Genomic DNA, 22,981 nt, shown 5'->3' with positions numbered 1-22,981 from the left:
TTAGTTGTTTTGATTTTGGGTAATAGAGTTTACGGTAACCTCACAAATTAAAGGTGTATTTGGACCAATTTTATTTTCGTCTCCATAATAACCGTATGCACGATCTGAAGGGAAAATAAAGGTTACTGTTTCACCAGCTTTCATGAGTTTTAAGCCATGGCGTAAGCCTGTAAAAAGCTCTTGCTTATCCATAGCATAGTTTTGCGTTTTTAAATCTGCTTTAGAATAAATTTCGTTTCCGTTAAGGGTTTTAACATCGTAGTCAAAATTTATAAGGTCTCCAAAGCCTGGTGTTTTTAGGCTGTCGCTTTCTGTTTTTGTTTGGTATTTATACCAAAAACCTGTGTCAGAGGCTAAATAAGCATCATCATCGGCTTCCATTATTTTTTCAATAACGGCTTTTTCTTTCGCAAAACGTTTTTTGTTTAGTGCAATAGAAGCGTCGATATACGATCCCGATTTTGTAGAAATAGGTTGTCTCGCTTCTGGGCTTTTACAATTAAAAACAAGCAGGACAAGTAGGGTTGTGGCAATTAGTTTATTCATTGTTTAAAGCATCGTTATAACTAGGTAATATACTAATAAATTTTTCAATAGTTTCAGCTAGTGGTAAGTCGCTTTTCCCGCCAGCAGCATTAGTATGGCCACCACCATGGAAGTGCGCACGAGACATTTCGTTTACCGAGAAATCACCTTTAGAACGTAAAGATATCTTAATAATCCCTTCTTGCTTATCTTCTATGAAAATAGAAGCAAGTACAACGCCACTTAGTGATAAGGCGTAGTTTACAACCCCTTCAGTATCACCTTTTTTGAAGTTAAAACGATTAAGTTCTTCTTGAGATAACGTAATGTATGCCGCTCTAGATTCTGGAACTACTTTTAAGTTACTTAAAGCACAACCCAATAGTTGTAAACGTTCGTAGCTGTTTGTGTCGTAAATGTTATTATGGATTTTAGTATTATCAGCTCCTTTTTCAATAAGCTTCGCTATAATCTCGTGTGTTTTATTTGTGGTAGAACGGAATCTAAACGATCCGGTATCTGTCATAATTCCAACGTAAATGCAAGTTGCAATATCGGCATCAATGAAATCGGCATCGCCTAGCATGTCAATAAAATTATAAACCATTTCGCAAGTTGAACTCATGCTTACGTCGCTATACGTGTAAGTCGCGTAATCATCTGGTGCTTGGTGATGATCTATCATTACTTTAAGAGCTTTGCTTTCAGAAAGTGGTGTTTCCATATTTCCAGTTCTATGGAAAGCGTTAAAGTCTAAGGTAAAAATAATATCGGCAGATTCAATTAAACTATTACAGGTTTTTGTTTGATAATCGTAAACCGAAATTGTGTCATTTCCGGGAATCCATTTTAAAAAAGTAGGATAATCATTTGGTACAATAACAGTCGCGTCATGATTTCCTTTTAAAAGATAATGGTAAAGCGCTAAAGTTGACCCAATAGCGTCGCCATCAGGGTTTTTATGTGGAACAATAACTATTTTTTTAGGACTAGATAATAGTTGTTTTATGTTGGTAATATCTTCTTTTTTCATAGGAAACGAAGATACAATTTAATAATATAGACTTAAAATAGAATCTTGTACTTTTATAGAAAAATTAACGGTGAAGGATATGAAAATAAGATTAATAGTAAGCGCTTTAGTCTTAACGACTTTTGTGCAAGGCTGCAAAACACCAAAAGTAGAAGTTGTAAAACAAGCTAAAACACAGTATGATACTACTATTGCTTTCGGCTCATGTAATAAACAAAATATTGAAAATAAGCTTTGGGTTGAAGTTGTAAAACATAAGCCGGATTTATGGATTTGGGGAGGCGATAATGTCTATGCGGATACAGATAATATGAAAAAATTAGAGGCTGATTATAATAAGCTATTGGCTAATGAAGATTACAAAAGGCTAAGGGAAACAACAAAAATTACGGGTACTTGGGATGATCATGATTATGGCTTAAACGATGGTGGTGTCGAGTTTAAAGCAAAAAAGGGGAGTCAGCAATTGTTCTTGGATTTTTTGAAAGTACCAAAAGATAGTGAAAGACGATATCGCGAAGGTGTTTATAGTTCTCAAATTGTAAAGTCATTAAATGGTAGTGTGAAAGTTATTGTTTTAGATACTCGTTATTTTCGGACAGCATTAACGGATGGCAAAAAAAATAAAAATAGATATGAACCTGGTGTTTACGGAGAAGGTACCATTTTGGGTGAGAAACAGTGGCAATGGTTGGAGACAGAATTAAATGGGTCGGATGCTGATTTTAATATAATTGTAAGTAGCATTCAGGTTTTATCTTCGGAACATGGTTTTGAAAAATGGGCGAATTTTCCGCATGAAGTAGATAAGTTGAAGTCTTTAATCAAAAAATCTAATGCAAAAGGTGTTATGGTGCTTTCTGGAGATCGACATATTTCTGAATTTTCTTTAACCAAAATAGAAGGCGTTAGCTTTCCTTTAGTAGATTTCACATCTAGCGGATTAACGCATGTTTATAGTAGTTTTACTGCAGAGCCTAATAAATATCGAGTTTTAGAAGTTGTGCCAGAATTGAGTTTTGGTGTTCTAAAATTTAATTTTGAAACAAAAGCTGTGCTTATGGAAATGCGAGGAGTAGGGAATGTATTGCAGCAAAAACTTTTACAAACCTATTAAGGGATAACCAAATATAAAAATGTACTTTTGCAGAAATTTAAAAAAAATAAAAATGGCAACAAATAGAACATTTACAATGCTTAAGCCAGACGCTGTTGAAAACGGACACATTGGTGCAATATTAGAAAAAATTTCAGCTTCAGGATTTAGAATTGTAGCTATGAAATTAACACAAATGACAAAAGCTGACGCCGAAGCATTTTATGCTGTACACAACGAACGTCCATTTTTTGGAGAATTAGTTGAATTCATGACTAGAGGTCCAATAGTTGCTGCAATTTTAGAAAAAGAAAATGCAGTAAACGATTTTAGAACTTTAATTGGTGCTACAAACCCTGCAGACGCAGCTGAAGGTACTATTCGTAAAATGTATGCAACGTCTATGGGCGAAAATGCGGTACATGGTAGCGATAGTGACGAGAATGCAGCTATTGAAGGTGAATTTCACTTTGCTGGTAGAGAGCAATTTTAATTAAAACTACTCACAAGGCTATGCCTTCAGAGCGTTTTGAAAATAAAGTATTACATAAAAAATCCCGCAACCTAGGTTGCGGGATTTTTGTTTTAAAAAAAAGTTTACTAGTATATACTAAATTACTTTTACGTTTACGGCGTTTAATCCTTTTCTGCCTTCCTGCAAATCGAATTCTACTAAATCGCCTTCGCGAATTTCATCGATTAAACCTGAAATGTGAACAAAATGCTCACTGCTTGAACCTTCTTCTGTTATAAATCCGAATCCTTTAGAATCGTTGAAGAATTTTACTGTTCCTTTACTCATTGTATTAAAATATTAAATTATTACTATCTGTAATACAAAAGTGATGCCATAAATTTAAAACGAAGTCTATTCTGTTTAAATAGCAAACAAAAAAAAGTCTGTCAATTTAAATTGACAGACTTTTAAAGTTGTAATTGTTAAAGTATAAATCTTAGATTACTTTTACGTTTACGGCGTTTAATCCTTTTCTACCTTCTTGTAGATCGAATTCAACTGCATCACCTTCACGAATTTCATCGATAAGTCCTGAAATGTGTACGAAATGTTCTTTGTTGTTGTCATCTTCTGTGATAAATCCAAAACCTTTAGAATCGTTGAAGAATTTTACGGTACCTTTACTCATTGTAATTTGTATTATAAATAATTAAGTGCCAAAGATAATGTAAAAAACAATAAGTAACTAAATAATCTTAAATATTTTATTTTAATTCTTTCGGTCTAATTATCTTAAAACCAGTTTTTTAATAATATCCTTTCCTAACTCTTCGTTTAGCATGTCTATTATTTTTTGTTTGCCATAACTTAATTCCTCTCTAAGAACACTCGAGGTTAGTTGTATGTAAAGGGTTTCTCGCTCTAACGTTACCGAGCTGGTATAGTTGTGTACACCGTTTCCCATAAGTTTTGCCCATGCATCAGATACATTCACTTTATCCAAACCTTTTTCTAATCGGTTAGTTTCAACAAATTCTTTTAATGCGTCGGAAATACTGATATTGTCGTTGTTACGTTTTGCCATGAGGTTAAATTATGAGGGTTTGTTGCGTGTGTTTTAAATGGAACAAGGGTTGTTTTGTTCCTAATTATTAAGGCTAATAGATTAAAAAATATCGATAGCTTGCAATTTTAAAGGTACCAAAATTATATATTTTAAACGATTCTCTAGGTGTTAAAAGCTTTAAATTTTATTAAAATATAGGCTTGGGCTATTGTTTATAGCTAGTGCTGTTTGTTGTTAATTGGTGTTTGCTTCTTTATTTTAGGTTTCACTTACGTGGAAGGAGCTCTTAGCCGGTTAATTTTTAAATGGCTGTAACTTGGAGAGAACCTCAGTGCTTCAAATTAAACTATCAAGATTGTTATTCTTCCGAAGAAAGAAAAAAAAATAACCACGAACGTATGATTACTCTAATTTGAAAATCTCGTAAGATTGATGCACTTGCTTAACAGCATTTTCCGTACGTTCACCATGCGTATCACTTATAAAAAGTTGTCCGAAGTTTTCGTCGTCAACCAATTTAATTATTTGAGATACACGTTGTTCATCTAGCTTATCAAAAATATCATCGAGTAATAGAATAGGGTTTACACCACTTTGTGCTTTAATAAAATCGAACTGCGCCAGTTTTAAAGCGATTAAAAATGATTTTTGCTGACCTTGACTTCCAAATTTTTTAATAGGGTGTCCCGAAATATTAAAATGCAAATCGTCTTTATGTATACCAACACTTGTGTATTGCAGAGCTTTATCTTTATTGATTGCCTTGTTTAATAGTGTGTTTAAGTCATCGTCAAACAAATCACTGTGGTAATTTAAGTCTACATCTTCGTTACCATTGCTAATCGCTTCGTATCTAGATTTAAAAATAGGGATGAATTCTTGTAAAAAGGCATCACGTTTTCCGAAAATTTTAGTTCCAAAATCTGTTAGTTGGCTATTGTACACATCTAAAGTGTCTTTATTAAAGGTGTGGTTTAGCGCAAAATACTTAAGTAGTGCGTTTCGTTGCGTTAAAATTTTATTATAGTTAATTAACGTATTTAGATAGGCATTGTCACTTTGTGAAATTACGCTATCAATAAATTTTCTACGGGTTGTACTGCCTTCAATAATTAAATCTCTATCGGCAGGCGAAATAATAACTAAGGGTAAAAAACCTATGTGTTCGCTAAACTTATCATAAGCTTTTCCGTTGCGTTTTATAATCTTTTTCTGGCCACGTTTCAAACTTACAATTACTTTCTCTGGTTTTTCCTCTTTTTCATAATCCCCATTAATCACAAAAAACTCTTCGTCGTGCTTAATATTTTGCGTGGCTACTGGATTGAAATAGCTTTTTCCGAAGGATAAATGATAGATAGCATCGAGCACATTGGTTTTTCCAATGCCATTATTGCCTACAATGCAATTAATTTTCTCGTTGAAAGCAAAGGTTTTGCTATCAAAATTTTTATAATTGAGTAATGAAAGTGATTTTAAAATCATATAAATAGCAACTTAAAGCGCATAAAGAGGGTAAAGTCTTAAAAAGAAGTGCAAATTATTGAAAAATATCAAATAAATACCCTTTTAGTTCTGAAGAAAAATTATATTTTTGCGCCACATTAATAGAAACAGAAAATGGCGACATATAATAAGAGAGGTTACAAACCGAAAACGAAAGTTGAGAAAGAACAAGATATTGAAGAAGGATCAACAACGGCTGAAGTTTTTAACACCCTTGATGAAACAGCTTCTAAAACAGAGGATTTTGTAGCGAAGAATCAAAAATATATTTTTATTATTATTGGTGTTGTAGCATTAGTTGTTTTAGGGTCGTTAGCATACAAAGAATTTGTAGCTGCACCTAAGCAAGAAAATGCAATGAACGATATGTTTCAAGCACAAAAATATTTTGACCAAGCGGTAACAGGTGTTGCTAAAGATTCGCTTTACAACTTAGCCTTAACTGGTGGTGAAGGTAAATTTGGTATGTTAGATGTTATAGAAGAATATAGCGGTACAGATGCAGCTAACTTAGCAAACTATTATGCAGGAACAGCATACTTAAGATTAAAAGATTACAAAAATGCTGTAGAGTATTTAAGTGCTTTTGATAGTGAGGATGAAGTTTTAGCGCCTTTAGCAAAAGGAAACATAGGTGATGCTTTTGTACAGTTAAACCAAAAAGAAGATGCTTTAGAGTACTACGAAAAAGCAGCTAAAATGAGAGATAACGAGTATACTACACCAATGTATTTATACAAAGCAGGTGCTATTGCTTTAGATTTAGGAAAAGCTGATAAAGCTTTAGATTTCTTTACTCAAATTAAAGAAAAATATCCAAACGCTACCGAAGCGTCTACTGTAGATGTGTTTATCGGAAAAGCGCAAGTGTTGGCTAACAAATAATAGCTTTACCATATATGGCAACAGTAAATAAAAATTTATCGGATTACGATAAAACAACAATCCCAAATGCGAAAGACTTTCGATTTGGGATTGTTGTTTCAGAATGGAATGATACTATTACCGAAGGTTTATATCAAGGTGCATATAATGCTTTGATTGAAAATGGGGTGGACCCAGAAAATATTGTACGCTGGAATGTGCCAGGTAGTTTCGAGCTTATTTACGGATGTAAAAAAATGCAAGAACAAATGGTCAATGCCATTGTTGCTATTGGCTCTGTAATACAAGGCGAAACCAAACATTTCGATTTTGTATGTGATGGGGTAACACAAGGGATCAAAGATTTAAATGTGCAAGGAGAAACTCCTGTTATTTTCTGTGTGCTTACTGATAATAATATGCAACAATCTATAGATCGTTCTGGCGGAAAACACGGGAACAAAGGCACTGAAGCTGCTATTGCTGCAATTAAAATGGCAGAACTACGTAGAATTAGTTAATACCTTTTATAAAACTATAATAAATTCCAAAGGTGTTTTAATCAATGCCTTTGGAATTTGATATTTTAATTCGGGTGGGTTTGCTAGTTTTTGCTTCTAACTTTTAGATATTTTTAGCATTTCTAAGCCCTATTTCTGCCTATTTTTAAGTACTTTTGAAAGATAACACCACTAGATTTTGTTTAAACAACGTAAACATAGAAGCTTTAATTATCAATCTCGTTTTTCAGAAGAAAAGAAAGCAGATTCTGGTTTAAACAAAGACTCTAATACCAAAGACTATATTTCTCAATGGAAAGAAAATAGAGCGGGTAAGAGAAAAGTACGCGGTGCAATGCCCGTAAAAAGCTTGATTTTATTTTTGGTATTATTATTGATTTGTATGTATTTATTAGAAAAAAAATACATGTAATACATTTCACTTAAAAACGCAAGAATTATGGGAATCTTAAAGGCAAGAAAAAATAAAAAATTCAGTTATACACCTCGTTTTTTTGACGATAAAGGTGAAGGAAACCCTTTTGAAATAAAACATAAGTTTGACGAATACAGAACCACTGTTGGTCCAAACAAAGGCTTTAAAACAAAACTAAACAATGCTTTAAGCGAATTAAAGCATAATAGAGATCGTGATGCTAACCGACGCATTTTAATTATTGTAGGTGTGTTAGTATTAGTGTTTTTATTTATCATCGATTTCGATTTATCTATATTCTTTTCTAAATAATTATATGGCAGACATTATACAGCTTTTACCCGACCATGTCGCAAACCAAATTGCTGCTGGAGAAGTTGTTCAACGTCCAGCATCTGTTGTCAAGGAATTGCTTGAAAATGCAATCGACGCAGGCTCGGACTCTATTAAACTCATTATAAAAGATGCGGGTAAAACCCTTATTCAAGTTATCGATAACGGTAAAGGAATGAGTACTACCGATGCGCGATTAAGTTTCGAGCGTCATGCAACATCTAAAATTCGAAATGCAGAAGATTTATTTCAGCTGCATACTAAAGGCTTTCGTGGCGAGGCTTTAGCGAGTATTGCTGCCATTGCGCACGTAGAATTGAAAACCAAACAACCTCATGATGATGTTGGAAACACCATCGTAATGGAAGGTAGTAAGGTTACCAGCCAGGATGTGGTTGTAACACCACAAGGAACTTCTGTTTCAGTTAAAAATTTGTTTTTTAATATTCCTGCTAGACGTAATTTTTTAAAATCGGATAACGTAGAATTACGTCATATTATAGACGAGTTTCATCGTGTAGCCTTGGCGCACCCAAGCATCGGGTTTGTTTTTTACAATAATGGAAACGAAGCCTTTAATTTACCAATTAGTAATTACAGACAGCGTATTGTAAATATCTTCGGAACAAAAACTAACGAAAAATTAGTGCCCGTAGAAGAAGAAACTGAAGTGCTTAAAATATCTGGTTTTGTTGGTAAACCTGAATTTGCTAAAAAAACGAGAGGAGAACAGTACTTTTTTGTGAACGATAGGTTTATAAAAAGCGCTTATTTAAATCATGCCATAGCATCGGCTTACGATGGATTGCTTAAAAATGGAACACACGCCAGTTATTTTTTAAATTTAACCGTAGATCCGCAAACTATTGATATCAATATTCACCCGACTAAAACTGAAATTAAGTTTGACGATGAGCATACGCTTTATGCTATTCTTCGTTCTGCTGTAAAACACAGTTTAGGGCAGTTTAATATTGCTCCAGTTTTAGATTTTGAGCGCGATGCTAATTTAGATACGCCATACGAGCTAAAAAAAGAATCTGCTAGAGCGAGCACACCAACTATAGAAGTAGATAGAAGTTTTAATCCGTTTCAGGATGAAGCCCCAGTGAAGCAGAGAGCCGTTTCTTATAAAAAAGAACCAACAGAAAGTTGGGAGAGTTTATACGTTGGTTTAGAATCTAAAGGCACGAAAACGCAACAAGATTTTAGCGAAGTACATTTCGAAACCGAGGAAGCTACGGTTTCCATGTTCGATAAAGATATTGAGAAAACCCACACCACATACCAATTACACAATAAGTATATTGTGAGTACTATTAAATCTGGTATGTTGGTTATTGATCAACATAGAGCGCATCAACGTATTTTGTATGAAGATTACCTTCAGCATCTTACTATAAAAGGCGCTTTAAGTCAGCAATTATTATTCCCTTTAGATTTACATTTTTCAAATCAAGAAATAGCTGTTATTATTCAGTTAAAAGAAGATTTAGAACATACCGGTTTTGTGTTTTCTAACGTTAAAGAAGAGTCTATTGAAATTATAGGAGTTCCAGTTGGCGTTCCAGAAAGTGAGGTGTCTATTATTTTAGAACAACTTATTAGTGATGTAGAAAACGAAGTGCCGGACAGTAATTTTTCGGCAACCGATTTACTAGCAAAATCTATGGCGAAAAGTTTGGCCATAAAAACAGGGCAGTCTTTGCAAAAAGACGAGCAAGAGCATTTAGTAAATAAGCTATTTGCTTGTAAAGAACCTAATGTTTCGCCTACTAATAGAACGACATTTGTAACGATGAGTGTTGACGAATTAGACAAAAAATTTATATAAATTATGATGCGAATTTCAGAAACCGTTAAACACCTAATAATCATTAATGTGATTATGTTTATCGGGACCTTATTTATAGGGAATGGTGGTTTTTATCAATGGTTCGCAATGTATTTTCCCCAGAACGAATTATTTAAACCGTGGCAATTAATCACGCATATGTTTATGCATGGTGGTGGTTATATCCAAAATTTAAGTATTACGCACTTATTATTTAATATGTTCGCTTTATGGATGTTTGGTTCACCTGTAGAGCAAACTTTGGGAGCCAGACGCTTTCTGTTTATTTATATCTCTGCCGGTTTAGGCGCAGTTTTATTGCAAATAGGTTTTTACTATTTTCAATATTTACCAAATTATAATGCATTATTAGATTCTGGTTTATCTTCAGAGAGTATCAAAGCTATGCTAACCAATAATGAAACTGTAGCAGGAGTTTCCCAATCTCAAATAACACTGCTTAAAGAAATTTATCCGGCGTTCAATGCGAGTATGGTAGGTGCCTCAGGTTGTATAATGGGCGTTATGGCAGCTTTTGCTATGATGAATCCTAATGCAGAATTAATGATGATTTTTTTACCAATTCCTATAAAAGCGAAGTATTTTATACCAGGAATCATTATTTTAGATTTAATTTCAGGCGTTACTGGTCAGTCATTTTTCAGTCCAAGTAATACGGCATACATGGCCCACGTTGGAGGTGCAATTACAGGGTTTTTAATCATGTATTATTGGAAAAAAACACAGTTTAATCATAACCGTTGGAACTAATGAGTTTAACTACCGATATAAAATATAAGCTAGCAAGGCTTAATATATTAGAGAAAATAATAGCGGTAAATGTTGTTGTTTTTTTAGTAGGGCTAATTTTGCCAAGATTTTTAAGTTGGTTCGAGTTGCCTAGCAATGCTTTTACGGCTCTAGTGAACCCATGGACCATAGTAAGTTACGCTTTTGTGCATTACGATTTTTTACACTTACTATTCAACATGCTTTGGTTATACGTTATCGCGCGTATGTTTCTAAACCTATTTAGCCCTAAAAGAGCTTTAAATATTTATTTTTTAGGTGCCATAAGTGGTGGTGCTATGTTTCTTTTGGGCTATGCATTATTGCCTAGTTTTTTTGGTGGTAACTCTAGTTTAGTAGGCGCTTCGGCAGCTGTCCGAGCTTTGTTAATTTTCTTGTGTGCTTATATGCCTAACCAAGATGTGCGTGTTTTTATGTTCAATCTTAAACTTTGGTATATTGGTGCTGGCCTTGTGGTTTTAGATGTTGTTGGGTTATTCGGATTAAATGCAGGCGGTAATTTGGCGCATCTTGGTGGTGCACTTTTAGGTTATGTTTATGCGACACAATTAGTAAAAGGAAACGATATAGGTAGCGGTTTCGAGCGTTTGGCAGATGCGGTTGCAAATTTGTTTAAACCTTCAAAAAAAGCACCTTTAAAAACGGTTCATAAAAATAAAAGCAAGGTAGGTGGTTATAAAAAATCAGATTTTAGCCAGTTTAATAATCAGAAAAAAATTGATGTTATTTTAGATAAAATCAGTAAAAGTGGGTATGATAGTTTAACAGCCGAAGAAAAAGAATTGCTCTTCAGAGCAGGTAAATAATTCAACGTAGTTATTAATGTTTTGGGCGTTACCCGGAAAGGGTCGGGCTTTCACTACTCAATCTTTTTGTTTTTTCACAAAAACAAAAAGGATTTCAAACAAGCCGTTCAATCCCTAACGCGGGTAAATCTGCTAAGGGCAAAGTTAATTTAATTAAAAAGTGAGTATCTATAGAAGTCAAATAAAGCAAAAATGAAAAACCTGAGTTTCATTAATAAAATAATATATATCGTCAACAGTATTGTGGCGATGCTATTATTGCTTTCAATGGTTTTTCCTTACTTGCCACCAAAAACATTTTCATTCTTATCCGTAATAAATTTAGGCGTATCTTTTTTAATTATTATCAATGCACTCTTTGTGGTCTATTGGTTAGTAAGGTTAAAAAAACAGCTATTAACGTCTTTAGTGGTTTTGCTTTTTGCGTATTTAACTTTTGGGTCTTTATATAAGTTTTCACCATCTAAAAAAATTGAATCCGATCAAAATTTTAAAGTCATGAACTATAATGTTCGTTTGTTTAATCTTTATAAATGGATTCCAGAAGAACAGGTAGAAGTAAATATTGTAGATTTTGTAAAAGCCGAAGATCCCGATATATTGAGCATTCAAGAATATCATCCACACGAAAATATTAATCTGTCTAGTTTTAAATATAAGTTCGAAAAACTATCGGGTAAAAAAATAAAATACGGACAAGCCATTTTTTCTAATTTTCCAATTATAAATTCCGGATCAGTGGAGTTTCCTAAAACAGCAAACAACGCCATATTTGCCGATGTTGTAAAAGGAAAAGACACCATTAGAGTGTACAATATTCATTTAGAATCTCTTCGTATCGATACTAAAATAGAGAGCTTAAAAAAGGAAAATTCCGAACGACTTCTACAACGTATAGGTTCTGCTTTTAAAAAGCAACAAAACCAAACTGAATTGTTTTTAGAACACAAAACCAAGTGTAAATACAAAATGATTATTTGTGGCGATTTTAATAACACCGCCTTTTCTTATGTGTACCGAAAAATAAAGGGAGACCTTAACGATTCTTTTAAGGAAGCCGGTAATGGTTTTGGGCGCACACACGAATTTCAGTTTATACCAATGCGTATAGATTTTATTTTAACCGATGATGCTTTTTCTATTAATGGCTATAAAAGCTACAGCGAGCACTTCTCCGATCATTATCCAATAAGTACAACGCTGAGTTTAGAAAGTGAGTAGATTTTGTTTCTTAGGTGTTAAATTTGATTATCTCGGTTTTTGTAAGTAATGGTCTTTTACATAAAAGAACAATCTACCGTATCGGCAAGAATATGTATTACTAAGCCTAGACCAATTAAGCGTGTTTTCTTAAAAAAGAGTAAAGCAATATAAATAACCAAAGCGTAATACGTGTGTAGCGGGTGGAAGTTAACACTACATCTGTTTGAATCGAAAATAGGATCGGCTAACAAGTGGTCTAGATCTATTAACATACCTGCAATCATTATTAAATACGCGACTTTCCAATTCGGTTTAAACCAAATAAGCGCCACGGCCAAAGGCAATAGAAAATGACAACCGTAATGTGCGATAGACTGTAACATTAGGGTGTAATAATGGTTTGAGACTCTAAATAATTTAGTGCATTTGGGCCTTCATTAAAAAGTAAGTCTAGAATACTTAAATTAGGAATAAACCCATGCTTGTTGCTAAAAACCTGTGTATAGCTTTCAAAATTTTGTGGCTGTTCTTTTTTTGCGTGTACTAAAAATCGAAAATCATTAGTATCTGTTGGATTTTCTTGGTAGATTTCAGTTTTTGATGTGTTGACGTCTAATTGTAAACACTCGGTAATAGTTTCAAAACACTTCAAATTAAAATCTAAAATAAAATCAGTTTTCATTTCAAATAAAGGTTGAAGCTCATCTTCATAATACTCAAAAAAAGGAGATGTTCTGTAAGCTGAAAGTAAAGATTTCCAATGTAAGCTCTGCCATTTTTCTTCATTAAATATTTTAACATCACGATACTTTTGCCTGTTTTTTTGCGAGTGTATTACGGGTATATTTAAAGTAAGTTTACCATTCGCACCGTATACGTAAGCGCGGTTTCTATAGGTTTGCTTTAAAAAATTATCATCGGTTTCAAATATCAATTCATCTGTATTTGCAATAGCTATAAAATGAGCAATACTCGGGAAATATGTGGGATGAATTAGAGTTTTCATTATTTAGTAAAAAAGTTGCTTAGCCAAGTATACGCAATAAACATAATACCAACCGTAATGCCAATATGAGCAATAGAGCCACCTGTAAGCGACAATACAATGGCTACTAATAGCATAATACCGCCGTAAACTAAGTTGATTATTTTAGATTTTTCGGTATTTGCCAAAACACCACGGGTTAGCGGTAAAATAGCGGCTAAACACGTTAGGCTTAGCATGGTGAAATAATCGTTTTTTGTTAAAACATTACCCAAAAACATAAGTAATGCTCCAACAAGTAGAGCGAAAAATATTTGACCACTTAGTTTTTCTTTTTTGTCTAATAAATACTTGCCGTATTTATCGAGAATAAGTAGCATATTAGAAAGCGGTTCCATAATCCAACTGCCTAGAGCAAATAATAGATATGCAATAATTAGCGGGATTAATAAAAAAGTATACCCCGACGCTGCAATGAGCTTTGCTGAAATTTTATAAGCAATATAAATACCGATAATAAAAATCCATTGGTTTTTTCCCGATTGCTTGTTCATCCAAAAGGAGTAACGCAAATAGAGGTTGTAAACTCTGTTTTTAGATTTTATAGCGGTTACCATTCCCGATCTAGCGTAATCTAAATTTGGGTCTAGTGATAAGGCTTCTTTAAAATGAGTTAATGCTTTTTTAGTATCGTTGTGCTCCAAATAACTCCACCCCACGTTAGCGTGCGAGTGAGCGTCTTCAGGATCGTCTTCTAGTAAGTTTTCAATAGAAGATTTTGCTTCTTCTTTTCTATTTAATTTTGTTAATGCTGTGGTTCGTGCATTTTGGCAGAAATTACTTTTTGGATTAATTCGCAACCCTTCGTTGGCAAAATTTAAAGCCGCTTCAAACTTCTTTTTTGTAATTTCAATGTATGCTTTTTGTCCAAAAGCGGTATCATCGTATGGATCTAACTCCAGAGATTTATCGATGTTTATTTCCGCTTCTTTTACATCATCTTGATGTAAATATATTTGAGACAGTAAAAAGTAAACATTAGCCCAATTAGGTAATTCCGCACGAAGATCAAGCGCCAAGTTTAGCGCTTTTTCTAAATCTTTAGTAAGGAATAGGCATTGTGCCAAAAAATATTTAGCATTACTGTTGTTGACGTCTTCGGTTAAAGCTGTTTGAAAATAGGGGATAGCATCTTGATATCTACCAATTTGAAAAAGCTGAATGCCGCGTTCTAGATTTGGGCTATCCATTATTTTTTAATTTTTAGATAGACTAAAATATCATCATATAAACCAGAATCGTTTGAGTATAAAGCGTAGTTTTTTGCCGAATTAAACCATTCTCTAGTAGAAGCTTTCATTTTACCAAAGGCTTTTAGAATATCTTTAGTGGTTAATGGTTTTGGTATGCCATCTTTAAAAGATTCGAGTAGTTTTTGCTCAATGGCAATATCTACACTTGCTTTAATATCTGCTCCCGAAAATTCTTTACTTTTTTTAGCTAAATCTTGAAACTTAATATTTTCGGTAGGTTTCTCTTTTAATTCAATCTTGAATATTTCTTCTCTAGCAATTTCATCTGGTGGTGCTACAAAAATAATACGATCAAAACGCCCAGGACGTCTAAAAGCTGGATCTATATACCAAGGTGCATTTGTAGCGCCCAAAACTAATATACCTTCGTTATCAGAATCAATACCATCAAGTTCTGATAAAAACTGATTGATAACGGTTCTTCCTGCGGTTTTATTGATATCATTTCTATTGGCACCCAAGGCATCAATTTCATCTATAAAAATAACGCAAGGTGTGTTGGCTCTAGCAGTTTCAAATATTTCGTGTAAGTTCTTCTCAGAGCTTCCCATCCACATATCTAAAATGTCGTTAATACCAATATTTATAAAGTTGGCATTAATTTCACCTGCTGTAGCACGTGCAATATGGGTTTTACCGCATCCTGGAGGTCCATAAAGTAAAATACCTCCGCCAATTTTTTTTCCGTAAGCTTTGTATAAATCTTTATGTAAAAGCGGCTTAATGATTTTTAAATCAATTTCCTCTTTTACTTTTTCCATACCACCAACATTTTTGAAATTAATGTCTGGTTTTCTAAGAAAAGATATACCATCTTCATCTATAAAATCATCATCAAAATCTTCAACCGGAATTCTAAATAAATTTTCAAATTCGTCATTTCTAAACGATTTGTCAATTTCTAGAATACGTTGGTAGGTGGCAAGTGCATCTTCCTTTTGGTCTTGGTCTATATAGCAAAAACATTGAAGCTCTAAATAAGCAGGTGCTTCATTCTTTTCAATAAGTTCTTCGAGGATAACCTCTGTTAAATTATATTTTTTCTGTTTAAAGTAACACTCTGCTAATAGAAATTTATGAGCTTCTGTAGGCTGTTTATCTAAAATAAATAATAGATGCTTTTCTGCTTCTTCATAATTTAAAGCATCAGAATATAGCTTTGCAATTTGAAATCGTAATTCTATGTTTTCTGGCGAAAACTCTAAGGCTTTAAGTAGACTTTCTAGTAGTGTGTTATCCATAAAATTTAAGTCAATAATTAGCTATTGGCCGCTTTTCTTTCTTTCCATTTTTTGAATCCAAAATATCCTGCTAACAGAATTAAAAATGGAATTAAAAAAGATGTTGCTTTTCCAGAACCGCTTACGGTTGTAAAGAAACGCTCCCATCGTGGGCTAGATCCATCCCAACTCATCCATATAAATACAGGTTTACCAACAACGTGATCAAACGGTACAAAACCCCATGCTCTCGCATCGATAGAGTTATGGCGGTTATCACCCATCATCCAATAATAATTTTGTTTAAAAGTGTATGTTGTTGCAACTTCTCCGTTTATTAAAATTTGGTTACCTCTTACGGTTACATCATTGCCTTCATACTCGCTAATTACGCGTTTGTAAAGTGGTAAAACATCTAAGTTGATATCTATTGTTTTTCCTTCTTCAGGAATGTATAATGGTCCGAAGAAATCTACATTCCAATCATAATTTGGATCATGAGGAAAAATGTTAGCATCACGAACGCCTTTTTCTTTCTTGTTAGGCGTTATGCTTGCAACGTTTGGATGGTTTTTAAACTGTGATAAAGCTTCATCGGAAATCGCTGAAAAATAGTAGGTATTGTTGTTATTAATAATACCAAAACCATCAGTAATATCATAACGTTCTTTTAAATATGCAGGATTAAATTGATTGGTTTTTGGTTGCACCAAATAACTAAATTGTAAATGTGCACGATCTGGCAATTCGTTTTTCTTTCCGTTAATATAAACAAAACCATCGCGAACTTCTAAGCTATCTCCTGCAATACCAACACAACGTTTTACAAGGTTGGTCTTTTTGTCTATAGGTTTGTAATAGTTTCTGTCTGGTTGAAAATCGTTCATGTCCAGCAATGTATCTGCTGGCTGATTGAATACAACAATATCATTACGTTCTATGTTTTCGAAACCAGGAAAACGTAAGTACGGAAGTTGTAGTTTATTGACTAATGATGTTTTACGTTCTTCGAAATTATCGTTGAATAAATATGATTTCTTTTTTAAACCAGGAATAGTATCATGTACCATTGGTGCTCCAACAGTTGTCATTGGTATTCTAGCACCATAATGAAATTTACTTACAAACAGAAAATCGCCTACTAATAAAGATTTTTCTAAAGAAGAAGACGGAATCGTAAATGGTTGAATAAAATAGGTGTGTACAATAGTGGCAGCAACAATGGCAAATAAAATAGAGCTTACCCAATCTCCAGAAGAAGATTTTGGTTGTAAATCGCGATTTTCAATATAAGTTACATTGGCAACGTAGTTAAGGTAATAGTTGTAAAACCCTAATGTAAGAATGGCTAAAGCAGTATCTAAAGGTTTATTTTTTCCAAAACTTCTAGCAGTTTCTACCCAAACTACAGGAAACATAATCATGTTAACTATGGGAAGAAAAAGAAGAATAACCCACCAAACCGGACGGTTAATTATTTTCATTAAAACTACGCCGTTGTAAACAGGAATAAAAGCTTCCCAGGCTTGTCGACCGGCTTTAATATATAATTTCCAGGTGCCTAATCCATGAATAACCTGAATTATTAAAATGAATATAAACCATTGCATTAACGTCATAATCCTAAATATTTTATTTATTGATGTAAGTAGCTAAATGAGATGTAGCGTTACATTAATTTATTTTTTTAACCAATGTTTAACACATCGTTCATTGTGAAAACCCCTGTTTTTCCAACAATCCATTCCGATGCAATTACGGCTCCTAAAGCAAAACCTTGCCTGTTGTGTGCCACGTGATCTATAGTAATGGTGTCTACTTCACTTTGGTAAGTTACTGTGTGAGTACCAGGAACATCTTCTATACGTTTAGCAACTATAGGTAATTTTTTATCAGCTTTATCATCAAGCATCCACCCATCATAATGCGGATTGTTGTTTATAATACCTTCTGCTAAAGTAATGGCAGTTCCACTTGGTGCATCTAACTTTTTTGTGTGATGAATTTCTTCCATAGAGACATTGTATTGCTCTAAGGTACTCATCATTTTGGCTAATGTTTTATTCAGTTCGAAGAAGATATTAACGCCTAAGCTAAAGTTTGAAGCATAAATAAAAGCGCCTTTTTTCTCTTCGCATAATGCTACAGCATTATCATAATTATCTAACCAACCTGTTGTTCCTGAAATAACAGGTACGTTGTTGTTTAAACAGTTTGAAATGTTGTTGAAAGCTACGTCTGGAATACTGAAATCTATGGCAACATCGGCTTTAGTAATATCGTAATCTGTATCATCTTTATCAACCTTTAAAACAATATTGTGGCCGCGTTTAATGGCTATTTGTTCTATGGTTTGACCCATTCTCCCGTATCCGAGTAAAGCAATGTTCATATTAAAATTTGAAATTTAAAGTTAGTCCAAGGTTGCTAGTTGCGTCAACCTCATTAAATTGGTAATGTGGTGCCAAAGATAAATTCTCATCTACATTATACTGCAGTAAATGGGCATCCACATTGGCTTCTATTATATTTAAAGCGTACAGACCAATAGTTACAAGAAGCGAAATTTCTTTGTTTTTTCGATAAAATTCTTGCGCTGTTTCTAATCTATCTGTACTCACTCGTGGTTCGTCTAGTTTTGTTCCAGAGGAATCGAAATAAAACTCATCGGTTTCAAATCCGGCTAAACGACTTTTATAGGCATCACGATACCTTGTGTATTCATTACTATTGTTTATGTAAAAATAGACGCCTGTTCCTAATGCAGCGTATACAATAGGGATTTTCCAATATTTTTTGTTGTAAGCTTGCCCTAAACCTGGCAAAATAGCTGAGTAAAAAGCAGCTTTTGCAGGTCTTAACGGATCGTAAGCTTCAGTTATTTGTAGTGTAGAATCTATTATAAATTCTTTGGGCAGTTCTTTTGTTTTTTCCTTAGGAAGAGATTCTTCCTGTGGAGCTTTATCTTGAGAAAATAAAGAAAAGCAACATAGAAAAGCGCAAAGACTTGTTATTATAAATTTATTTTGAATCACCTTCGACTAATTTTTTAATACGGTTAAAATCTTCTTCGGAATGAAATGGAATTGTAATTTTTCCTTTTCCGTTTTTAGAGACTTTAACGTCAATTTTATGTCCAAAGTATTCCGAAAACGAGCTTATGCCAGTTTTAACAAAATTTGGCATAGCTGTATTTGCTTCCTTTTTTGCCGGAGTAGCAATAGTTTCGTCGTTGTTATAATTACGAACTAATACTTCGGTGTCTCTAACCGATAATTTGTTTGATAAGATTTTTTCGTAAATATCTAATTGAATCGATTGGTCTTCGATAGTAATTAAAGCACGTCCATGTCCCATAGATATAAAGCCATCGCGCATACCTGTTTGGATAATTGGGTCTAACTTTAATAAACGCAAATAATTAGCAATAGTAGAACGTTTTTTTCCAACGCGCTCGCTCATTTGCTCTTGCGTTAAATTTATTTCGTCTATTAAACGTTGGTATGAAAGAGCTATTTCAATAGGATCTAAATCTTGACGTTGAATATTTTCAACCAAGGCCATTTCTAGCGATTCTTGGTCGTTTGCAATTCTAACGTAAGCCGTAATAGTTTCTAAACCTAATAATTTAGACGCTCTATAACGACGCTCTCCTGAAACGAGTTGATATTTATTTAGACCTAATTTTCTAACGGTTATAGGTTGGATAATACCCAACTCTTTTATAGAAGATGCTAATTCTCGTAAACTTTCTTCACTAAAATTAGTTCGCGGTTGAAATGGATTAACTTCAATAAAGTCGATATCTAAATCAACAATGTTCCCAATAACTTTATCTGCATTTTTATCTTCGGCAGATTGGATATCGTTACTTGGGTCGTTTAAAAGTGCAGATAAGCCTCTACCTAAAGCTTGTTTTTTTGTTGCCTTCGCCATAATTAAGCGTTTTTAGTGATAACTTCTCTTGCTAAACTCAGGTAATTGGTTGCGCCTTTACTGCTAGCATCATAATTAATAATGCTTTCGCCGTAACTTGGTGCTTCGCTTAAGCGAACATTACGCTGTATAATGGTTTTAAAAACCATATCGTTAAAGTGTTTTTGTACCTCTTCCACCACTTGGTTGGATAGGCGTAAACGCGAATCGTACATGGTTAGCAATAAGCCTTCAATGTCTAATTCTGGATTGTGTATTTTTTGAACACTTTTTATAGTGTTTAATAATTTTCCTAAACCTTCTAATGCAAAGTATTCACATTGAATTGGGATGATTACGGAATCGGCAGCTGTTAAAGCATTTAAGGTTAGTAACCCTAGCGATGGCGCGCAATCAATTAATATATAATCGTAGTCGTCTTTAATTTCGTTTAGTGATTTTTTAAGCATGTATTCACGTGCTTCTTTATCAACAAGTTCAATTTCTATAGCGACCAAGTCGATATGAGCAGGTATAATGTCGAGGTTTGGCGAATCAGTTTTCATGATGGCTTCTCTTGCGGTGTTAGAATGCTCTAAAAGTTGGTAGGTTCCAATTTCTACAGTTTCAACATCTATACCTATTCCAGAACTTGCATTTGCTTGAGGGTCAGCATCTATAAGTAACACTTTTTTTTCTAATACACCTAAGGATGCGGCAAGATTTACCGACGTGGTTGTTTTTCCAACGCCTCCTTTTTGGTTAGCAATTGCGATGATTTTACCCATTAATGATTTGGTTTTATTAGCTGTAAAAATACGATTATTTATTAGTAATAAAAATGTAGCTTACTATAATTAATTCATAAAAAAAAAGACAGCCCATTTGGCTGTCTTTTCATTGTAAAATGTAAGCTAATATTATTCAGCTTGTTTCTTTTTCTTATTATTTTCTTGACCTTTTCCTTTTGCCATTCCTGCCTTAAATTCCTCTAAAGTTACAGAACCATTGCTATCAGCATCCATTTTAGCAAAACGTTTTTCTAAAACTTCAGCTTCCATTTCTTTCTTGCGTTTTTTTGCTTTAAACTCATCTAAACTTATAAGTTTATCTTCATCAGTATCATAAGAAGCAAACATTTTCTCAGGATCTGGTTTCTTTTTGTCTTGTGCGTTAGTAATAGTAACAGCACATAATGCCATAACAACTAAACCGAATTTTAAATTTTTTGATGTCATTTATATTAGTTTTATAGTTAAACTTCATATTTAGACTTATTTTTTTCAAAATGGTTTAATGGGGAGAAAAAATATTTGTTTTATTTTTTGAAACGTGATTTATTTTAACCTTAACTGACTTAAACCTTCGTAAACAGTTATGCTCACGGCATTTGCTAAATTCAAGCTGCGGATGTGTTCGCTGTACAGCGGAATTTTATAAAGTTGATTTGCGTAGGTTTCATTAATCCATTTAGGAAGACCAACCGATTCTTTTCCGAAAACTAAAAATAAATCGTCTTCAAAAGGGATATCCCAATGTTTTTTTTTACCATGGCTAGACATGAAAGCCATTTTTTTATCATGATTAATTTTGAAGAATTCATCAATATTATCGTAATACGTAATAGAAAGGTGTTTCCAGTAATCTAGTCCGGCACGTTTTAATCGCGCATCCGATATTTCAAAACCAAAAGGTTTTACTAAATGTAGGTGTGAGCCAGAACCTAAAGCTAAGCGGCCTATGTTTCCTGTGTTGTTCGGTATTTCTGGTTCAACTAAAACGATGTTTAAAGGCATTATTCTTTTGTGGTTTTAACTTTGGTGGCAACAGGCTTCATTATAATTCGTAACGTACTGTCGTTGTTGAAATAACTAATCATCCAATTCATGAAAATGAGAAGTTTATTTTTAATACTCAAAATAAGCATTAAGTGAATAAACATCCATGTAAACCAAGCTAAACGTCCTTGGAAACTAAACTTGGGTAAATCTACCACGGCTTTACGTTTTCCAATAGTTGCCATAGAGCCTTTATCGGTGTAGTCGTAATCTTTTAATGGTTTGTTTTTTACTTTTCTACTTAAATTTTCAGCTAAAAGCGAAGCTTGTTGCAAAGCTACACTCGCCACTTGTGCATGGCCTTTGGGGAAATTAGGAGTTTCCATGTATGCAATATCTCCTAAGGCGTAAACACCTTTTAAATCAATTACTTGATTTTGGCGATCAACAATAAGTCGGTTGCCACGAGTTATACACGTTTCTGGGAAACCTTTAATAATATTTCCGGTTACACCTGCTGCCCAAATTACATTTTTGGAGTTTATTGTTTTCCCTGTATTTAGGGTAACAGTGGTGCCATCATAATCTTTAACAAAGGTGTTTGTAACAACAGAAACGCCAAGTTCTTCTAAATACTTTTGAGACATTTTTTGAGAGCCTTCACTCATTGGACTCAGTGTGTTCGGGCTGCCTTCTAATAAATATATTTTTAGTTTAGAGAAATCTTTATCAGGGTAATCTTTAGGTAAAATGTGTTGTTTCATTTCTGCTAAAGCACCCGCTAATTCTACACCAGTTGGGCCACCACCAACAATAACAAAATTTAATAAAGTTTGCAGTTTTTCGGGTTCGGTGGTGTTTAGAGCGTTTTCAAAAGTTTGCAGAATTCTATTTCTAAGTTGTATAGCCTCCGGAATAGTTTTCATTGGGTAAGCGAAATTCTTTAGGTTTTCGTTCCCAAAATAATTGGTTGTACAACCAATAGAAATCACCAAATGGTCGTAATCAAAATCGCCAATAGGTGTATTAACAAACTGGTCTTCGAAATTAATTTCCGCGACTTCTGTAATTCTAATTCTTACGTTTTTTGCTTTTTGAAAAACCTTTCGTAACGGAAAGGAAATACTCGCAGGTTCAAGCCTAGCCGTGGCTACTTGATACATAAGTGGTTGAAATTGATGGTAATTTTGCTTGTCAATTAAATACACCTCGTAATTTGGGTGATTTATTAAATCTTGTGCAAGTCTCAGTCCTGCGAAACCGGCACCAATAATTACAATTTTTTCTGTTTTACTCATGTT

Annotated in this window: 28 protein-coding genes; 10 read left to right on the top strand and 18 right to left on the bottom strand. The window is 33.7% G+C overall.

Annotation, left to right across the window (positions count from 1 at the left end; genetic code table 11):
- Both gldI and GQR98_RS03560 read right to left on the bottom strand, forming a co-directional pair.
- Positions 1 to 546, bottom strand: a complete 546-nt coding sequence (gldI, locus tag GQR98_RS03565; protein ID WP_159018316.1) for a gliding motility-associated peptidyl-prolyl isomerase GldI — start codon at positions 544 to 546, stop codon at positions 1 to 3.
- Entirely contained in the window at positions 539 to 1,558 is a 1,020-nt protein-coding gene (locus tag GQR98_RS03560; RefSeq protein WP_159018315.1) for a DHH family phosphoesterase, read from the bottom strand. Before GQR98_RS03560 ends, gldI begins: the two co-directional genes overlap by 8 nt.
- Before the next feature lie 79 nt (positions 1,559 to 1,637).
- On the opposite strand from GQR98_RS03560, the gene GQR98_RS03555 reads away from it, so the two are divergent.
- Positions 1,638 to 2,675 carry an alkaline phosphatase D family protein gene (locus GQR98_RS03555; RefSeq protein WP_159018314.1) on the top strand — a complete coding sequence of 346 codons (1,038 nt, stop codon included), beginning with the start codon at positions 1,638 to 1,640 and terminating at the stop codon, positions 2,673 to 2,675.
- A 52-nt stretch (positions 2,676 to 2,727) separates the two neighbouring features.
- Positions 2,728 to 3,147: a nucleoside-diphosphate kinase gene (locus GQR98_RS03550; RefSeq protein WP_042499761.1), complete on the top strand. Its 420-nt coding sequence runs from the start codon at positions 2,728 to 2,730 to the stop codon at positions 3,145 to 3,147.
- A 117-nt stretch (positions 3,148 to 3,264) separates the two neighbouring features.
- On the opposite strand, the gene GQR98_RS03545 is transcribed toward GQR98_RS03550, so the two are convergent.
- The 4 genes from GQR98_RS03545 to recF all read right to left on the bottom strand — a co-directional run bounded on the left by GQR98_RS03545 (position 3,265) and on the right by recF (position 5,662).
- Positions 3,265 to 3,456: a cold-shock protein gene (locus GQR98_RS03545; RefSeq protein ID WP_159018313.1), complete on the bottom strand. Its 192-nt coding sequence runs from the start codon at positions 3,454 to 3,456 to the stop codon at positions 3,265 to 3,267.
- A 151-nt stretch (positions 3,457 to 3,607) separates the two neighbouring features.
- Complete coding sequence (locus GQR98_RS03540; protein ID WP_034044451.1) at positions 3,608 to 3,799, bottom strand: cold-shock protein; 192 nt, start codon at positions 3,797 to 3,799, stop codon at positions 3,608 to 3,610.
- A gap of 99 nt (positions 3,800 to 3,898) precedes the next feature.
- Positions 3,899 to 4,195 (bottom strand): DUF721 domain-containing protein, encoded by a 297-nt coding sequence (locus tag GQR98_RS03535; RefSeq protein WP_042499753.1) that lies wholly within the window; start codon positions 4,193 to 4,195, stop codon positions 3,899 to 3,901.
- Positions 4,196 to 4,579: 384 nt separating this feature from the next.
- The gene (gene recF, locus GQR98_RS03530; RefSeq protein ID WP_159018312.1) at positions 4,580 to 5,662 is read right to left on the bottom strand and encodes a DNA replication/repair protein RecF; all 1,083 of its coding nucleotides are present in this window, start codon (positions 5,660 to 5,662) and stop codon (positions 4,580 to 4,582) included.
- Between the two features lie 135 nt (positions 5,663 to 5,797).
- On the opposite strand from recF, the gene GQR98_RS03525 reads away from it, so the two are divergent.
- From GQR98_RS03525 to GQR98_RS03490, 8 genes are all read left to right on the top strand, one after another.
- Positions 5,798 to 6,568 (top strand): tetratricopeptide repeat protein, encoded by a 771-nt coding sequence (locus tag GQR98_RS03525; protein ID WP_159018311.1) that lies wholly within the window; start codon positions 5,798 to 5,800, stop codon positions 6,566 to 6,568.
- 14 nt (positions 6,569 to 6,582) lie between these two features.
- A complete protein-coding gene (gene ribH / locus GQR98_RS03520; protein ID WP_159018310.1) occupies positions 6,583 to 7,068 on the top strand; it encodes a 6,7-dimethyl-8-ribityllumazine synthase in 486 nt (161 codons plus the stop codon).
- A 178-nt stretch (positions 7,069 to 7,246) separates the two neighbouring features.
- A complete protein-coding gene (locus tag GQR98_RS03515) occupies positions 7,247 to 7,480 on the top strand; it encodes a hypothetical protein (protein ID WP_042505738.1) in 234 nt (77 codons plus the stop codon).
- 27 nt (positions 7,481 to 7,507) lie between these two features.
- The gene (locus GQR98_RS03510; protein ID WP_159018309.1) at positions 7,508 to 7,795 is read left to right on the top strand and encodes a riboflavin synthase subunit beta; all 288 of its coding nucleotides are present in this window, start codon (positions 7,508 to 7,510) and stop codon (positions 7,793 to 7,795) included.
- 4 nt (positions 7,796 to 7,799) lie between these two features.
- Complete coding sequence (gene mutL, locus GQR98_RS03505) at positions 7,800 to 9,650, top strand: DNA mismatch repair endonuclease MutL (RefSeq protein ID WP_159018308.1); 1,851 nt, start codon at positions 7,800 to 7,802, stop codon at positions 9,648 to 9,650.
- 3 nt (positions 9,651 to 9,653) lie between these two features.
- Positions 9,654 to 10,421 (top strand): rhomboid family intramembrane serine protease, encoded by a 768-nt coding sequence (locus GQR98_RS03500; protein ID WP_159018307.1) that lies wholly within the window; start codon positions 9,654 to 9,656, stop codon positions 10,419 to 10,421.
- The gene (locus tag GQR98_RS03495; protein WP_159018306.1) at positions 10,421 to 11,266 is read left to right on the top strand and encodes a rhomboid family protein; all 846 of its coding nucleotides are present in this window, start codon (positions 10,421 to 10,423) and stop codon (positions 11,264 to 11,266) included. The genes GQR98_RS03500 and GQR98_RS03495 overlap by 1 nt, the downstream gene beginning before the upstream one ends.
- Positions 11,267 to 11,458: 192 nt before the next feature.
- On the top strand, positions 11,459 to 12,487 hold the full coding sequence (locus GQR98_RS03490) for an endonuclease/exonuclease/phosphatase family protein (protein ID WP_159018305.1): 1,029 nt from the start codon (positions 11,459 to 11,461) through the stop codon (positions 12,485 to 12,487).
- Between the two features lie 56 nt (positions 12,488 to 12,543).
- Here the strand turns inward: GQR98_RS03490 and GQR98_RS03485 are convergent, their stop codons facing one another.
- From GQR98_RS03485 to GQR98_RS03430, 12 genes are all read right to left on the bottom strand, one after another.
- On the bottom strand, positions 12,544 to 12,852 hold the full coding sequence (locus tag GQR98_RS03485; RefSeq protein ID WP_159018304.1) for a DUF6122 family protein: 309 nt from the start codon (positions 12,850 to 12,852) through the stop codon (positions 12,544 to 12,546).
- Positions 12,852 to 13,475: a WbqC family protein gene (locus GQR98_RS03480; RefSeq protein ID WP_159018303.1), complete on the bottom strand. Its 624-nt coding sequence runs from the start codon at positions 13,473 to 13,475 to the stop codon at positions 12,852 to 12,854. The genes GQR98_RS03485 and GQR98_RS03480 overlap by 1 nt, the downstream gene beginning before the upstream one ends.
- Positions 13,475 to 14,704, bottom strand: a complete 1,230-nt coding sequence (locus tag GQR98_RS03475) for a tetratricopeptide repeat protein (RefSeq protein ID WP_159018302.1) — start codon at positions 14,702 to 14,704, stop codon at positions 13,475 to 13,477. Before GQR98_RS03475 ends, GQR98_RS03480 begins: the two co-directional genes overlap by 1 nt.
- Positions 14,704 to 16,008 carry an ATP-binding protein gene (locus tag GQR98_RS03470; RefSeq protein ID WP_159018301.1) on the bottom strand — a complete coding sequence of 435 codons (1,305 nt, stop codon included), beginning with the start codon at positions 16,006 to 16,008 and terminating at the stop codon, positions 14,704 to 14,706. Before GQR98_RS03470 ends, GQR98_RS03475 begins: the two co-directional genes overlap by 1 nt.
- A gap of 17 nt (positions 16,009 to 16,025) precedes the next feature.
- On the bottom strand, positions 16,026 to 17,606 hold the full coding sequence (gene lepB, locus GQR98_RS03465; RefSeq protein ID WP_159018300.1) for a signal peptidase I: 1,581 nt from the start codon (positions 17,604 to 17,606) through the stop codon (positions 16,026 to 16,028).
- 68 nt (positions 17,607 to 17,674) lie between these two features.
- On the bottom strand, positions 17,675 to 18,379 hold the full coding sequence (gene dapB / locus GQR98_RS03460) for a 4-hydroxy-tetrahydrodipicolinate reductase (RefSeq protein WP_159018299.1): 705 nt from the start codon (positions 18,377 to 18,379) through the stop codon (positions 17,675 to 17,677).
- A 1-nt stretch (position 18,380) separates the two neighbouring features.
- A complete protein-coding gene (locus tag GQR98_RS03455; protein WP_159021072.1) occupies positions 18,381 to 19,019 on the bottom strand; it encodes a DUF5683 domain-containing protein in 639 nt (212 codons plus the stop codon).
- Entirely contained in the window at positions 19,009 to 19,923 is a 915-nt protein-coding gene (locus GQR98_RS03450; protein ID WP_159018298.1) for a ParB/RepB/Spo0J family partition protein, read from the bottom strand. Before GQR98_RS03450 ends, GQR98_RS03455 begins: the two co-directional genes overlap by 11 nt.
- A gap of 2 nt (positions 19,924 to 19,925) precedes the next feature.
- Positions 19,926 to 20,690 (bottom strand): ParA family protein, encoded by a 765-nt coding sequence (locus GQR98_RS03445; protein ID WP_159018297.1) that lies wholly within the window; start codon positions 20,688 to 20,690, stop codon positions 19,926 to 19,928.
- Positions 20,691 to 20,822: 132 nt separating this feature from the next.
- Positions 20,823 to 21,140, bottom strand: a complete 318-nt coding sequence (locus GQR98_RS03440; RefSeq protein WP_159018296.1) for an EF-hand domain-containing protein — start codon at positions 21,138 to 21,140, stop codon at positions 20,823 to 20,825.
- A 99-nt stretch (positions 21,141 to 21,239) separates the two neighbouring features.
- Positions 21,240 to 21,698 (bottom strand): tRNA (cytidine(34)-2'-O)-methyltransferase, encoded by a 459-nt coding sequence (locus GQR98_RS03435; protein ID WP_159018295.1) that lies wholly within the window; start codon positions 21,696 to 21,698, stop codon positions 21,240 to 21,242.
- The gene (locus tag GQR98_RS03430; RefSeq protein ID WP_159018294.1) at positions 21,698 to 22,978 is read right to left on the bottom strand and encodes an NAD(P)/FAD-dependent oxidoreductase; all 1,281 of its coding nucleotides are present in this window, start codon (positions 22,976 to 22,978) and stop codon (positions 21,698 to 21,700) included. The genes GQR98_RS03435 and GQR98_RS03430 overlap by 1 nt, the downstream gene beginning before the upstream one ends.
- Between the last annotated feature and the right edge of the window lie 3 nt (positions 22,979 to 22,981).

The sequence above is a fragment of the Algibacter sp. L3A6 genome (genome assembly GCF_009796825.1).
Lineage (GTDB): Bacteria > Bacteroidota > Bacteroidia > Flavobacteriales > Flavobacteriaceae > Algibacter.
The sequence above is the reverse complement of the archived record's forward strand: the minus strand, read 5'-3'. Positions and strand labels throughout refer to the sequence as shown.